The organism is Streptomyces cavernae (genome assembly GCF_004023625.1).
Taxonomy (GTDB): domain Bacteria; phylum Actinomycetota; class Actinomycetes; order Streptomycetales; family Streptomycetaceae; genus Streptomyces; species Streptomyces cavernae.
On the sequence record NZ_RPDJ01000001.1, the window covers coordinates 437073 to 451261 of the forward strand.

General features: G+C 70.0%; 10 protein-coding genes. 5 read left to right on the forward strand and 5 right to left on the reverse strand.

Features of this window, described 5'->3' with window-relative positions; translation table 11 throughout:
• The first annotated feature begins 294 nt into the window (after positions 1–294).
• Positions 295–1512: a PucR family transcriptional regulator gene (locus tag EF387_RS11895; protein WP_128376470.1), complete on the forward strand. Its 1218-nt coding sequence runs from the start codon at positions 295–297 to the stop codon at positions 1510–1512.
• A 601-nt stretch (positions 1513–2113) separates the two neighbouring features.
• Positions 2114–2797: a haloacid dehalogenase type II gene (locus tag EF387_RS11900; protein WP_128376471.1), complete on the forward strand. Its 684-nt coding sequence runs from the start codon at positions 2114–2116 to the stop codon at positions 2795–2797.
• A gap of 465 nt (positions 2798–3262) precedes the next feature.
• Here EF387_RS11900 and EF387_RS11905 read toward each other — a convergent pair whose 3' ends face one another.
• The 4 genes from EF387_RS11905 to EF387_RS11915 form a co-directional block, all read right to left on the reverse strand.
• Entirely contained in the window at positions 3263–4930 is a 1668-nt protein-coding gene (locus EF387_RS11905; RefSeq protein ID WP_128376472.1) for an acyltransferase, read from the reverse strand.
• A gap of 265 nt (positions 4931–5195) precedes the next feature.
• On the reverse strand, positions 5196–5339 hold the full coding sequence (locus EF387_RS46660; protein WP_155589756.1) for a hypothetical protein: 144 nt from the start codon (positions 5337–5339) through the stop codon (positions 5196–5198).
• A 266-nt stretch (positions 5340–5605) separates the two neighbouring features.
• The gene (locus tag EF387_RS11910; protein WP_128376473.1) at positions 5606–6715 is read right to left on the reverse strand and encodes a hypothetical protein; all 1110 of its coding nucleotides are present in this window, start codon (positions 6713–6715) and stop codon (positions 5606–5608) included.
• 2 nt (positions 6716–6717) lie between these two features.
• Entirely contained in the window at positions 6718–7767 is a 1050-nt protein-coding gene (locus EF387_RS11915; protein WP_128376474.1) for a hypothetical protein, read from the reverse strand.
• A 1011-nt stretch (positions 7768–8778) separates the two neighbouring features.
• Between EF387_RS11915 and EF387_RS11920 the strand changes: the two genes are divergently transcribed.
• The 3 genes from EF387_RS11920 to EF387_RS11930 all read left to right on the forward strand — a co-directional run bounded on the left by EF387_RS11920 (position 8779) and on the right by EF387_RS11930 (position 11720).
• Positions 8779–10500: a SpoIIE family protein phosphatase gene (locus tag EF387_RS11920; protein ID WP_128376475.1), complete on the forward strand. Its 1722-nt coding sequence runs from the start codon at positions 8779–8781 to the stop codon at positions 10498–10500.
• 203 nt (positions 10501–10703) lie between these two features.
• Positions 10704–11114 carry a hypothetical protein gene (locus tag EF387_RS11925; protein ID WP_128376476.1) on the forward strand — a complete coding sequence of 137 codons (411 nt, stop codon included), beginning with the start codon at positions 10704–10706 and terminating at the stop codon, positions 11112–11114.
• Positions 11115–11285: 171 nt separating this feature from the next.
• Positions 11286–11720, forward strand: a complete 435-nt coding sequence (locus tag EF387_RS11930; RefSeq protein ID WP_128376477.1) for a VOC family protein — start codon at positions 11286–11288, stop codon at positions 11718–11720.
• A 250-nt stretch (positions 11721–11970) separates the two neighbouring features.
• Here EF387_RS11930 and EF387_RS11935 read toward each other — a convergent pair whose 3' ends face one another.
• Positions 11971–14142 (reverse strand): TerD family protein, encoded by a 2172-nt coding sequence (locus EF387_RS11935; protein ID WP_128376478.1) that lies wholly within the window; start codon positions 14140–14142, stop codon positions 11971–11973.
• Positions 14143–14189: the final 47 nt, after the last annotated feature.

A 14189-nucleotide genomic window follows, 5' to 3' on the forward strand; every position in this document is an offset into this window, starting at 1 on the left:
GCCCTCAGGAGCGCCTACTCAAGGTGAGGGACTGGGGATCAGGTGCCTAACGGAAGTGCCATAGCTGCTCCAAGTGCCTGGTCATGTCACGAGCTCTCTCCAGCCCGAGGTGATGCGTCAGATGAAACACCGCGGAGAATCCGGCAACAAGGGACGCGAGGCCGCGACATCGACCCGGTATTTTGTGCCTGTGCACAATCACTGCCGGGGAGCCCCACCGGAATGTCAGCGGAATTACCCGGAGACGGCCCCGGATCGGTCCGGTGACGGCTGTCGTCGGGAGAGGCAGTCCTCATGAGCGGCCCGGGACGCCGTCAGGGCGGGGCTCGCCACGACGCCGTGCAGGCGATCGCGCGCCGGCTCCTCGAGGAACGGCTCGACGAACTGACCTCTCGTGCTCTCGAACGACTGGAAGCCGAGGAGCCCGCCTACGCGTCGGCGGACTGGGACCCGGTTCAGAAACGGGAGGGGATGCGACGAACCCTCGAACTCGCCCTGACCAGGCTGGCCGGTGGTCCCGTGCCCCGGACGGTCTCGCGCGCCACCGAGGACGTGGGACGCGAGCGAGCGGAGCAGGCGTTTCCCCTGACCGCTCTGATGCACTCCTTCCAGCTCGACCTCAGGACCCTGTGGGAGGCCGTGCTCGCAGAGGGGCGAGCGCGTGGCATCAGCGCCGATCCCGACTTCCTCGACGGGCTGATCCGCGTCTGGGAGGCGACGGACGCCAACAGCGTCGAGGTCGTCGACGCCTACCGCCGCACCGAGCGCGACCTGGCGAGCCGTCGTACGGAGGTGCGCAACCGCGCCTTCAGCCGCCTGGTCCTGGAAGGGGAGCAGAATCCGTCCACCGTCGCCGAGGCCTCCACGTTGCTGGGCTTCTCCGAGAACGTCGCCCTGACCGTGGTCGTGGTCGAATCCGTTCCTACTGGGGACCCGGCGTTGTCCCAGGTCGACGATGCGCTGCGTCGGGCGGGCCTGGTACGTCACTTCGGATGGATGGGTGACGAGCTCCTCGGCATCATCGGTCACGGACGGTTCGATGAAGAGGCCATGCTTGCCGTGCTCCGGCCGTTCGCCCCGTGGCGCTGCGGCGTCGCGGAAGTCCCCGGCCTGGCGCTGACGGCGCGGGGCATCCGGTTCGCACGTGCCGCGATCCGCAGCTCCGCGCAGCCCGGAGTGCGGCACGTGGAGGGCCACTGGATCGGGGCGATCATGTCGGCGCAGGAGGAGCTCACCAGTGCGATGGCCACCGGCGTGCTGCGCCCACTGCTCGAGCTGCGCGACAGCGACAGCATCGTCGAGACCCTGCGCTGGTACTTCGACCTGGGCTCGGTCGCCGAGGTGGCCGCACGCACCTACCGTCACCGGAACACGGTGGGCAATCGCCTGCAGGCCGCGGAAGAGGCGACCGGGCTGAAGCTGTCCCGACCGAACGACGCCGCCCGGCTGGTCCTCGCCCTGGCTTGGCTGGAGACGGACGCGGGCGCCCGCTTCCGGGCGACGATGTCCTGATCCACCGATCGCTGGACGGGTCGGGGCAACCGGCGGGGGCCGCGACGGAGAGAGCCGGAGCCGAAGCGTGTCGGTCAGAGGCCGCATGCCCTCCATGTGGACGGCAGCCTTGGCGGCCGACAGCCCGGTCACGCCGCCGGGCAGCGGCGCCGAGGGGCCGCAGTTCGCACCGGAGCCGCTCGCGGTGCCTCTCAGAGACCCATTCTGTTTAGGGCCGAACATCGGACCCCTGACAGAAAATTGTGCACAGGCACAAAATACGCGGTCGATCTCGCGGCCTCACGTCCCTTGTTGCCGGGTTCTCCACAGTGCTTCACTGACGCATCACCTTGAGCCGGAGAGAGGCTCATCGCATCCGAGCAGTAATGATGCTGCCGCCGACTACCTGATCAGCATTCGCCGTCCCCGGCCTGTCCCGGGGGGCTCGTCCTCCAGCGGCGGGCTCGGGCACCCCCTCAGCCCCCATCCCCCTAAACAGGTCGCCGCCCCAACGCCTCGGCAGCCTCCTGAACTTCCGATGCGGCCGACCTGGCCGCACTCGACGAGATCGTGACTCCCGGTTAACAGGGTCTCCCATACGCCCGGAAAGAGGTTGAACACCATGCGTCAGATTGTCACCTTCGATGCCTACGGCACCCTGGTCGACTTCCAGCTCGGCCCCACCACCCTGAAGGTCCTGGCCGACCGGCTGGACCTGGACCGTCTGAACGTCGACGAGTTCCTCGACGACTTCCGCATCATGCGGTTCCACGCCGTCCTGGAGGCATACCGCCCCTTCCGCGAGCTGCTGCCCGCCAGCCTGGAGATAGCGATGCGTCTGCACGGCCTGGAGTACCGGCAGTCCGACGGCGAGGCCCTGGTCGCGGCCGTGCCCACCTTCGGCCCCCACCCCGAGGTCCCGGACGCCCTGCGGGCGCTGAAGTCCCGGTACGAGATCGCCATCATCTCCAACACGGACGACGACCTCATCGCCCAGAACCTGGCCAACATGGGCGTCGAGTTCGACCATGTCATCACCGCCCAGCAGGCCAAGGCGTACAAGCCGTCCCGGCAGAGCTTCGAGTACGCCTTCCAGGCCATGGACATCGACCCCGCCCAGGTCATCCACGTCGCCCAGGGCTGGGAATACGACCTCATCCCCACCCGCGACCTCGGCCTCGCTCGCCGCGTGTGGATCAACCGCTACGGCCACAACGGCTCCATGGGAGCCCGCGGCAGCGCCGACTACCAGCCCTTCGACGAGCTGCCCGACCTGTCCGGCCTGCCGGCCCTGCTCGGCTGCTGAAGCCGGGACCCGGACAAACACCCCTGGACGACCAGGAGGACCCGAGGACGTACGTCATGAAGTAGATCCCCTACTGGCTCGACCCAAGGTTCCGGTGCCGTTCTACAACGGCACCGCCTGGTTCCTGCCCTTCGCCGGGGCGTACTACAAGGCCAAGGACCGGCTGCGCTGACCCTCAGCAAGAGGCATTCGTCAAGTTGCGTTAGCCGCGGTTACCAATAGCGGCGCTCCAGCCGTGGGCCAGTGTCGGGGCGACGTTTCCAGTTCCAAGCACCTATATGCATGGTTGGACGCCAATACTTGCCGGGGCCGGCGAATCGGACCGCGGACCCAGCAGGACCGGCACCACGGGCGTAGTCCTGTGGTCGCCTGCCCCGGGCCACGGCAATTCCGGCGAGTCTTGCCAGGCATGGTTCGTGCCGTGCGTCACCGTGCGATCGACGCCGCAGTGGTGCTGCGGGTCGACTAGCGGGCGGGCTCGGGGCCATGGACGCCGCGTGGCCGGTAGCCGAGCGCTTCGGAGCGGCCCAGGAGGTCGGCGAGGTACCAGATGATGGCCAGCCACATCTCGGTGCCCTGGAGCCCCGGTTCCGGACCGGGGCCCGCCGGCCCGGAACCGAAGCCGAAACCCCGGCCGTTCTGCCAGCGAAGCAGGATCGCGGCCAACTGACGCTCAGCCCAGGCGCGTACGTCCGCCGACCGGTAACCGTCGCCCCGGCTCCCGGTTCCAAGCTGCCGGGTGCACATCCACAAGGGATGGGCGACGTCCAGCACGTTGCACGCGTTGTCCCGGCCGCTGCCGAAATGCCGGGAATCGCGGGCGTGGTCCAGGACGGCGTCCACCACCCGCTCCGGGTGCGGAACCGGCAGCCCGAACTGGGCGAAGGAGCCGCGGGTGAGCCGGTAATAGCCGTTGACGACCTGGAGACGCCCGGACTCGGGGGAGGGGCTGCCCCACATCCCGGTCCATGGGTCGACCCGGGTCAGTAGCCAGCCGAACAGCGCCTCCAGGGCACCCGGTTGCACACCGCCGTCTCCGGCGTGCCGCAGGTTCCAGTGCGTCGCGGTGGCCCATGCGTCGATCCAGGCCCCGGCTCCCCACGCACCGTCCCGCCACGGCAGTCCGTCAAGCCGTGCGACGAGTTGACGAGGCGTCATCTTCTGTGTACCGCACACCGGATGGGGAAAGGAGGCGCCCAGCAGATCGAGGGCGTAACCGACGGACAGGATGTGGTACAGCGCGGGGCCATCGCCGATGAAGCCGTCGTCGTCGGGCGTCGGGAGTGGCTCACCGAACTCGGGCGTCAGTCCGGTGTCCGGGTCCTGCGTGGCACACAGCCGCTTGCCGTGTTCTTCGGCGGTCAACTGCTCGGGCACTGAGCCCAGCAGCAGGTCGGCGATCTCCACGGCGTCGCAGTGCGCCCGTACCGTCGGCGTCGCCCCGGGCCGGTCGACGTACCGGTCGCCGTCCCAGCACCGGGCGAGGATGTCGGCGGCCTGGGCGCGGGCGTTCTCGGCGAACCGGGTGAGAGGATCCGCGCCGTGCGCCGCGAGCGTCGCCCGGGCGCCTCGACGGTCGCGCAGGGGACGTGCCGGATTTCCAGCGGCCACAGTCCAGGCCGGGACGTCTTTGGTCACCACCGCACCGGCACCGATCACACAGTGGTCGCCTATGGTCACCCCGTCCACCACGACCACATGTGAGCCGATCCAGACGTCGTCGCCGATCGTGATCCCCTGGCTGGTGAGGGGCTGTTGGAAGACCGGACGGTCGGGTGCCATGGAGTGGTTGAAGCCGAGCAGCGACGTGTGCGCGCCGATCCGTACTCCGTTCCCCAGGTTCACGGTGCCTCGCACGGTGGCGTACGGGTTCAGCGTGCAGTCGGCGCCGGTGGTCAACTCCCCGGTGACATAGGCATGGGCGGCGATGTAGGAGTCGTCGCCGAGCCGCAGCAGGTCCGGGAACACCGCGGCGGACTCGGCGACGTAGCACCGCTCACCGACCTCGCTGTCCCCACCGATGTTCCGCTGCCGCTCGCGTTGAACCACGCGCTGTTCCTCGGCCGCTTCCGCGGCGAACAGCCAGGGACAGTGGTCGAAGTGTCGTACATCTGCTTCCTGCTGTTGACTCACTGGTCGAACCTAACTGGGTCAACACGCTGCGGAAAGGGGGCCCGGCCCCGGGGAGTATCGGCCGGGGTGGCTGACTCGCCGAGGAAGTGGCACAGCCCGGCCCGGTCGGACAGCTCACCGCACCGCGCGGAGGCCTCGGCCGTCGTCCTCGGACTCGGCCGGGCCTTCCCCGCACCGCCCGGCGTCCTCGACCGCGGTCCCGCCGTTGGACCTGGTGGTGCACGCCACGGGGCCGGACGCCGCGCGGTGCGGCCGCCCGGCCGGGCTACCAGGAGGCCAGTGAGCCGTCCGTGTTGCGCCAGACCGGGTTGCGCCAGCGATGGCCGCGTTCGGCGGCGGCCCGGACCGCGTCCTCGTCGAACCGGCGGCCTGGAAACGGTGGCGAGCGCCAGTGGCACCGAGTGGACATTCGTCTCCGCCGACTTCACCACCGGAGCGGCGAACAGCACCGTGCGGCTCTACTGCTACAAGAACGCGTGTCCGGCTGATCACGGGCCGAGCCGCGTGGCACGCGGGGCGCTTCCCGCGCGCCGGTGGCCAGGCGGTCATCCTCAAGCCGACCTGACGCGCCCGACCCGGGCGGCCCGTCCTGCACCCGGTGGGCTCCACCCCGGCCGCCCACCGGACGGTGAGCCGAAACACGGCCGGCACCACGGCCGGTGACGGCGCACCAGGTCAGCCGAAGCGCAGGATGCGCGGGGCGAAGGTGTTCTCGGGGCCGGCGGCGCGACCGACCGACCAGACCGTCGCCGTGCCCGGTACGGGTGCGAGCCGTAGTGCCGAGGAGTCGCCCTCCCCGGCCACCGAGGGTTCGCTGTGCTCGGTGAAGGACTGTCCGTTCCAGGCGAGGAAGTCCGGGCCGGGGACGAACGGCGGATAGCTGCCCGGTGGCCCCCACTTCTGGGAGCGGGCCACCGAGACCCAGCCCAGCGCACCGGACGTGGTGGGCGCCAGCGATGTGATCCCTCCGAAGTCGGTGGGCATGGTCACCTGGCTCCACGCCTGCCCGTCCCAGCGGACCAGCAGGGGCGGAATCGGCCGGCCCACCGGGCCGCCGACGAACCCGGCCGTGCCACCCGCCCACACCTCCGTCGGCGAGACCGCCAGCACACTGCCCACGGCCGACCGCGGGAACGCGTTCACGATCGTCTGCTGCCACGCATGCCCGTTCCAGTGGGACACGGCCGCACCCGAGTTGGTCTCGCCCGCGGCCCAGACGTCGTCGGCCGCCAGGATGTGCAGGCCGTACACGGCGCCCGGCGGCACCGGCACGTCCCGCCAGCCGCGCCCGTCCCAGCGCAGCAAAACCTGCGCGCTCTCCCGCGAACCGATCAGCCAGGTCTCACCGCCGCCGGCGACGACTTTCGTCAGCACGACACCCTGCGGCGGCCGGCTCTCGCGCCAGGCGATGCCGTCGAAGCGAAGCAGGTGTGCGCCGCCCGCCGAGTCGCGGCCGACCGCCCAGACCGCGGTCGGTGAGGTCGCGGCGATGGACAGCAGCTCTCCCTGCCACCCGATCCCGGGCAGACTCTGGCGCCGCCAGGCGGTTCCGTCCCAGCGCAGCACCAGCGGGAAGCCCGGCGCCTCGCGACCGACGGCGTCGGCACCCACCGCCCACGCCCGGTCCGGTCCGAACGCCACGGCCTCGTTGAGCCCGGCCTGCGGGCGTACCTGTGGCGGGACCGGCACGTGTTGCCAGGACCGGGTTTCCGCCGCGGCCGAGGTCATGATGGTCAAGAAGGTCATGGTGACAGCGAGGGCCAAGACGAGAAGTCTGCGTGCCATGGTCAGCCTCCCAGCCGCTCGCTCATCAGATTCGGTTTCGAGCCGTAGATCTCGACCGTGCCGAACGACATCAGTGAGGACCCGGCCCTGGCCAGTGCACGCGGTTTGACGTCGATCGCGTTCGTGCGCTGCGGGCCGTAGGAGAAGGTGGTGCGGATGCCCTCCACCCGTGCGTACTTGGACTGGAACGCGCGGTCGCTGCGCACCGGCAGCCACAGCGCGCCGTCCGGGCCGCGCACCATGGCCTCGGTGGAGGTGTCGCCCAGCGGTGGGTAGGTGGTGCGCCAGGCATGCCCGGTGCGGGTCATCAGGTAGGTGCGGGCCACGCCGTCGGTGTACTGGCTGCCGCCGATCGTGACCCGGCCGGAGGGTTCGAGCATGATCGTGTGCACGTTGCTGTTCGGCGGCAGCGGCACCTTAGCGTCCCGCCACACCGTGCCGTCCCAGCGCAGGGCGGTGGTCCCGGTGCTGGTGTCCGCCCAGGCCCAGACGTCGGTGGAGGTACGCGCGGTGATCCCCATCAGGAACAGCACACCGTCCGGGGTGGACTGCGCGGTCCAGCCGGAACCGTCGTAGTGCAGCACCTTCAGCCCGGTGTCGTCCTCACCGACCACCCACGCGGCACCCGGCACGGCGGTGAAGTCCTGGTAGGTCCACAGGGTCTGCGGCAGCGGGACGGCACTCCACCCTCCCGCCGACCGGCGCAGGATCTGCCCCGCCCCCGCGCGGTCCTGGAGGATCCACACCTCCTCGCCGACGAGCTGGATCTTGCCGAGCCGGCCCGGCTCACCGGCGCCGGGGAAGGTTGTGTCCCGGGTCCACTTCGTGCGGTCCCACCGGTACAGCATCGGCCGCAGTCCGTCGGCGGCGTGCTCGTACCCGGTCGCCCACGCCTCGTCCGGCCCGCGGGCGGCGAGATCGGACACGGTCACCGGCGGGGCCGCTGCCGGGACCGGCAGCGCCGACCAGTTCGGCGTCACAGCCGCGGCCGGCGACACCGCCGCGACACACGCGATCACGAGGCAGATGACGACCGCTCGGAGACCGTTCACGAGACCCCCCATGACGTGAAGGCCGCACACGCTATTGGCGTTCACCCACCCGTGAACAGACGGCATCCGGCCGATCACAGTTCTCTCTGGAGGCCCGCCGTGCCGCAGGACTTCCGCCGGCCCCAACCGGGGCTGCTGCCGGTAGGTCCCGGCCGCGACATGCGGCGGTGTCGCAGGCTCCGGGCGGATGGCCTGATCCGTGTACGCGCCGGCCACACGGGCACTCGTCGCACCGGAACCCGGGGAACCGGCGGAGGCGACCGCGGTCCTCGGGCAGCACCGACCGTACTGCGGAGGCAACATGATCAGCCATCAGCATCGGGTGGGAGAGGCGGCGTCGCGGGCCTGGCCCGCCGGTGCTGGTACCGCCCATGCTGCCGTACATCTCTTTATCGGGCCGCTGAGCGGCCCACTCGGTGAACAGCGAGGTAGGCATCTGCGCCAGGTCCTAGCGGCGCACGAAGCGGCGCACGAACGCGGTGCTGTGGTCTGCGGCAGGGAGCAGGCGAGTCGCGCCTCCGACGCGCCGTTCCTGCTCGGCGAGGGGGCCGTCACGGCACTTCGGCATCGCCCCGCGGACCGGCGGCACCCACGGGCTGTCCCGAACGGCGGCTCTTCCTGTCGGCCGCGTCCAGCCGCTGACCCGGTTGAGCGGGCCGCCGGCGAACTCGGCAACCGGCTCGGGACTGGGTACTCGGACGACAGGGCGGGTTTTACCGTCCGGGCCAGCTCGCCGCACGCCGCGGCCCCACTCGGCCTCGCCGACCGGGTCGATGACGCCATCATGGTTGTGGGAGGCGGATCGCCGACTGATCGCCGGACGTGGATCCTCTGCGGGGCCGGCCGTCGGGCTGCGCGACGGCGGCTCCCAGAACCGTGCGGGTGCTGCCCGGCTTGAACAGCCGACGGCTGCCCCCGAGCCCGGCCTGGCGCGGCCGGTGCCCGGTCCGCGGTGCTGGTGAGTGGGTCCTCACCGTCGGCGGGCCGGCACTTGATCACCGAGGAGGCAGCATGACGGGTGCACAGAGCACGGACCCCGTCGCCGGGGGAGCCGGCGGAACAGCTCGGCAGTCCCTCGTCACCACGCTGGGGGAACTGGGTACCGCCGCCTATGTGGTGGACGAGCAGGGTTGCATCATCGCTGTCAACGCCCGCGCCGAGCGGCTGCTGGCCCGGCCTGCCAGGGATTTCCTGGGCCGCGACGCACACGACCTGCTGCACCGTGGCCCACACGGGGAGGTGCTGCCCAGGATGCGGTGCACCATGCGGACCGCTTTCCTCTCCCGGCGTACCGCCCAGGCCCGTCAGGACTGGTTCGAACGCGGAGACGGCTCCCTGCTGCCCGTGTCATGGCTGCTCACCCCGTACGACCTCGGCGACGACCAGGCGGGCACCCTGGTGCTGTTCCACACCGGCGCTGACGAGGCCCCAGGGCTCGGCACGGCACCGGAGCGGGCCGCAGGGCCGCTGCCGGAGCTTGAGCGGCTGGCGCTGCTGGCCGAGACGACCACGCAGCTGACCTCCACCCTGGTGGTCGAGGAGGCGCTGCGACGGCTCGTTGCCCTGGTGGTGCCCCGGCTGGCGGACTGGGCCGTCATCGACTTGATCACCGAGCGCGGTGAAGTGTGGCGCACCGCTGTGGTCCACGAGGAAGACGGTTCGCTGGTCACCCACGAAGATCTCCAGGGTCCGTTGCCGCCGGTGCCCGAGGACTCGCCGATGCCCCTGTCGCGGGCCCTGCGCGGGGTCGCCTCCTCCACGCTGGCCGACTCGCGGACCTACCAGGACCCCCCGGACTCGGGCATCGCGTTCGAACAGCACCGCCTGTTCGAGGCCACCGGCATCCACTCGGCGGCCATCGCCCCCGTTCGCAGCCCGCGGGAGGTCCTCGGGGCCCTGACCCTGGGCCGCTCCGAACGGCCGGAGCGGTTCGCCGCATCCGATCTCGCCCTGCTGGAGGACATCGCCCGCCGCGCCGGGCTCGCGCTGGACAACGCCCGACTCTACCAGCGGCAACGCAAGGTTGCCGAGACCATGCAGCGCCACCTGCTGCCCCAGCTGCCACACGTGCCGCCGCTGCGGTTGACCGCCCGCTACCTGCCCGCGCCCGATGCCTCCCAGGTCGGCGGCGACTGGTACGACGCCTTCCCCCTGACCGACGGCGCCACCGCCCTGGTCATCGGTGACGTCGTCGGCCATGATCTCGACGCCGCGGCCGGCATGGCCCAGCTGCGCAACATGCTCCGCGCCTACGCCTGGTCCCAGCAGGAACCGCCCAGCCGTATCGTCGAACGCCTCGACCAGGCCGTGACGCACATCACTGACGTGCCCATGGCCACCATGCTCATGACGCGGGTGACGATGGATGACAACCACAACTGTGAGCTGTTCTGGACCAACGCCGGCCATCCACCACCGCTGCTCGTCACCCGCGAGGGCCTGGCCCGCTACCTCACCGACGGACACGGCATCCTCCTCGGCGCCGGATCCCACCAGCCCCGCCCCGACGCGACGGTCGCACTGCCGCCCGGATCGACGCTCGTGCTCTACACCGACGGCCTCATCGAAACCCCCAGCCGCTCCCTCGACCATGGCATGGACCGACTCCGTCGGCACGCCGCCGCCCTGGCACACCGCCCCCTGGACTCCTTCACCGACGACCTGCTGAGTCGCACCCGTCCCACCGACAACGACGACGACGTCGCTCTGCTCACCCTTCGCACGCCCACATGAGCGGACATCGTCGGCCGGAGAGCGTGTGGACGACGCAGGGCGAAGGCCCAAGGTGTCGTCGGCGCCGGCCGGGTCGATCAAAGCGGCCGCAGCCGAAGGCGGAGCCGAGCCGTCGGCAAGGCGCGGGGACGTGGCGCGGTTGACCGGGCTGCGGAAGGGGACGACTCTGGTGGCCGACCGGCACACGGGGTGGGTGAAAGCCAGTGAGGGCCGCGTTCATCGCCGCCACAGTCGCGGAACAGGAGCACACCGGCGGAGTCGTCGAGATCTGTGCCGTGCTCAACAGGCTGCCGCCAAGGCTCCTGCGCGGTTCGGACAAGCAGGTGATCGATGAGGTGGACGCGCTGATGGACGACCTCTACCAGCAGGGCGAGCTGACCTGCCCGGGGCACCGCTGGTTGAGCGGCCCGCCGCCCGCGTCGATTCGTGGCCACCTCGTGCGCCTGCACGAGCACGGCAAGATCTACCGCGACGCGGCGAGCAGGGACTGGAAATGGGACGATCTCACGTCGTATTTCGCCATGCCCGGCCGGTTGGGGCCGATGGCCGCGCACACGGGCGGCCGCCTGTTCCGATTCAGGTGGAAACGGTCCGGACCCGAGCAGCAGGGATAACGTTCATCCCTCGTACCTCTCCACCGCACGGTCACCCCCCGCAGCCCGCAACGCTTGCCGCGCCAACGGCCACAAGTGCCGCACCGAAAGCGCCAGAACGGCAGCCGTCCCGTCAACATGCGTATTCACGCCGGGAGATGGGCAACAGGGTCCCCTTGATATGGTGCGCCGATGTCATCGATCAAGAAGTTCCAGGTCACCTTCGACTGCGCGGAACCTGCGCGCCTCGCCGGCTTTTGGTGCGAGGTGTTGGGCTACGTCGTACCGCCGGTCCCGGAGGGGTTTGCCACTTGGGAGGACTACCATCGCTCGCTGCCGCCTGAGGACCAGGTCGTCTACTTCGCATGCAGTGATCCCTCAGGTGTGGGCCCGCGCCTGCTCTTCCAGCGCGTTCCGGAAGGGAAGATCGTCAAGAATCGGGTGCATCTTGACGTGAGGGTCGGTACCGGACTCGTGGGTGAAGAGCGCCTCGCCACACTGGAGGCCGAATGCGCACGACTGGTCGCGCTCGGTGCGGTACACGTACGAACGCTGCTTGCCGATGAGGACAACGAGTCGTGCATCCTGATGCAGGACATCGAGGGCAACGAGTTCTGTCTTGATTGAGCCTCCTCCGCGACGGCGAGACCGGGAGGAGCTGTCACCCGGGCATGTCCACCGCCCAGTGGCCCACGACGGCTTGGCGTGCGCGCGGACTGCACGTGCCTTCCCGCTGTTGGCGCACACGAAAACTGGGAGGTGCCGCGCGGGCGCCTCCCAGTCGAAGTAGGACGGCGAGGAAAGCGAAAGAACTTGTATCTTAAGAGGAATTGAGAAGGAAGCCCCTTCATGGCCTCGCCGTGGGCAACGCTAGCACTCAGCCCGGGATCAAGTCGCGTAGATTTTCGAGGGTGATGACCCGCGAGTCCGGGTGCAGCCCCTCTGGACGTTCGAGACCGATGTACATCACGGGCTCGTCCGGAACCGGTTCGCCGTCCCACAGATCCACGGCCGTGGTGTCGCCGGACATCAGGTCGATCAGGTACCGCACCGTCAGATACTCGCGCTCCACGATGGCGCGCACCACCTTGGAGACCGACACCTGGTTCTCCTCGACCCGGTTGGCCGACGAGATGCCCTTCAGATACAGGTGCAGCCACTTCGCGCGCCACCGGCCGTCGTCCTCGCGCCGAAAAACCAGCGGCAGCGCCACTCGACCCACCCCACGAAGCTCCGACTTCATCCGCACCGTGCGCGGTTCGAACGGCCGGCCCTTCTGCTCACCGTCGCGCAGCATGAAACCGAAGAAGGACTCCTCGACCTTCTCGAAGCTCTCGCCGGCGTAGATGTTGACCTGCGGAACGATGAACGCGCTGCGCACCCGGTCCAGGGACATGTTGATGAATTCCGAGGCCCCCTCCGGCGCCTCGGTGACATCGCCCGAGTGCTCGCCCCCGACAGTCTTGAGAGAGGTGTAGGAGAGCCAGGAGTCGGGGCTGTAGTCGGTGTGGAGAAGTAGCGCCGAGAGGTCGTAGTCGGTCCGGTCCTCGGTCTCCTTCCAGTACACGAAGAAGCGAAGCTGTTCGCCGTCGACCGCCGAGACCGAACCGCGCGGCAGTACGCCGAGCCCGGCCGCGGTCGCCCTGCCGCTGAGCGGAATCGCCACGTCGAGGACGTCGGGGTCGAGCAGCAGCCGGCCCGGCGCCGGGAGCCTGCGCCGCATCTCGGCGTCGAGGGCGGCGATCAGACGATCGCGGTCGGCGGCGGGGACGGGCTGCCGGACGTCGGGGGCGACCCAGCCGCGGCCCCGGCGGTTGACGAAGATCCGGGGTTCGTCGGTCTCGCGCTCCCGGTTCTGGAAGTGCTCGCGGACCGAAAGCACGACCCGGCCGGAGACCTCGGGAGCAACCTGCACCGCGGCGGCGACCACCGCGTCCCGCTCCTCCTGGTCGGCGGCGCTACGCAGCAGGAGGTCCAGGGCGCGGAACAGCTTGCCGGGAGCGGACTTCAGCAGTCGCACCGCACCGAGCACATCGAACTCGTCGAGCAGTTTCTCGACACGGCCGTCGAAGGACCGCGCCTCCTTCTCGCCCCGCGCTACGGCGAACAAATCTGCGGCGTGCGGCCAGCGTGGAAACTCGTGCGGGTGGAGACGCTCACCGAGCCGCTTGAAAGGCTCGCGGTACGCGTGCACATCGGCCAGCTTGGCGGGGTTCGCCGCGACCAAGGCGTCGAGGCCCGCGAGCAGCGTACGGCGGACCGGCCGCGACAGAGCCCGAAATCGGGTCGGCTCCTGCAGCGTCACGTCACCGCCCGACAGCACGCAAGCCAGCCGCAGCACATCGATGACGGTGTCCAGCAGCAGGTCCGCGCCGACAGCGAGACGGGCCGCGTTGACGACCGCCCGGTTCTCCCGGACCGGGATCGACTCCGGCTGCGGGCCGAGCGCGCACCGCTCGGCGAGGATCTTCAGGTCGCTCAGGTGGTCCTCGCTCAGTGGCGTCGTGCTGCCCGCCAAGGCCAGGTACAGATCCGTGAGTTCGGCGTCCAGGTCCCGCCCGAGGTGCAGGACGGTCACTCGGTCGCCCGCCGAGGCGATCAGCTCGTCCTGCGCGGCGAGCATCTCCTCGTAGGTGTGCTGGTAGCGGCCGTACGTGGGGAGGCTGAGCAGGTCAAGCACGCCATGTGCCAGCTGCGTCAGCACGTTCTCGCGCGACCTGTCGTCGAGGAGCGCCTTCGCCACACACCGCATCCAGAACTCTTCGGTGTCCGGCACGTTCGCCGGAAAGTCGATGAAGTAGGAGTTGTGCCGGGCGTGGTCGCCCACCATCTCACTCACGGTGCGCAGCGTCCGCTTGGCGGTGTGCACGACCGCCGCCTCGGACAGCCCCGACAGCCGCTCCAGCAACTCCGCCGAGAGCTTGAAGCCCACGGATGCCAGCGCCGCGTCGAACTGCCGCGCGGCGGTGGCTCCTTCCCCGGCGGAGCCCTTGGGAGAGGAAAGGCGGTGGGTGTGCCGGATGACCAGCGATTCGAGACTGTGCGCCATTCGGGGATAGTCGCAGAGGCGGGCGAGCCTGCGCACAGGAGTTTTTC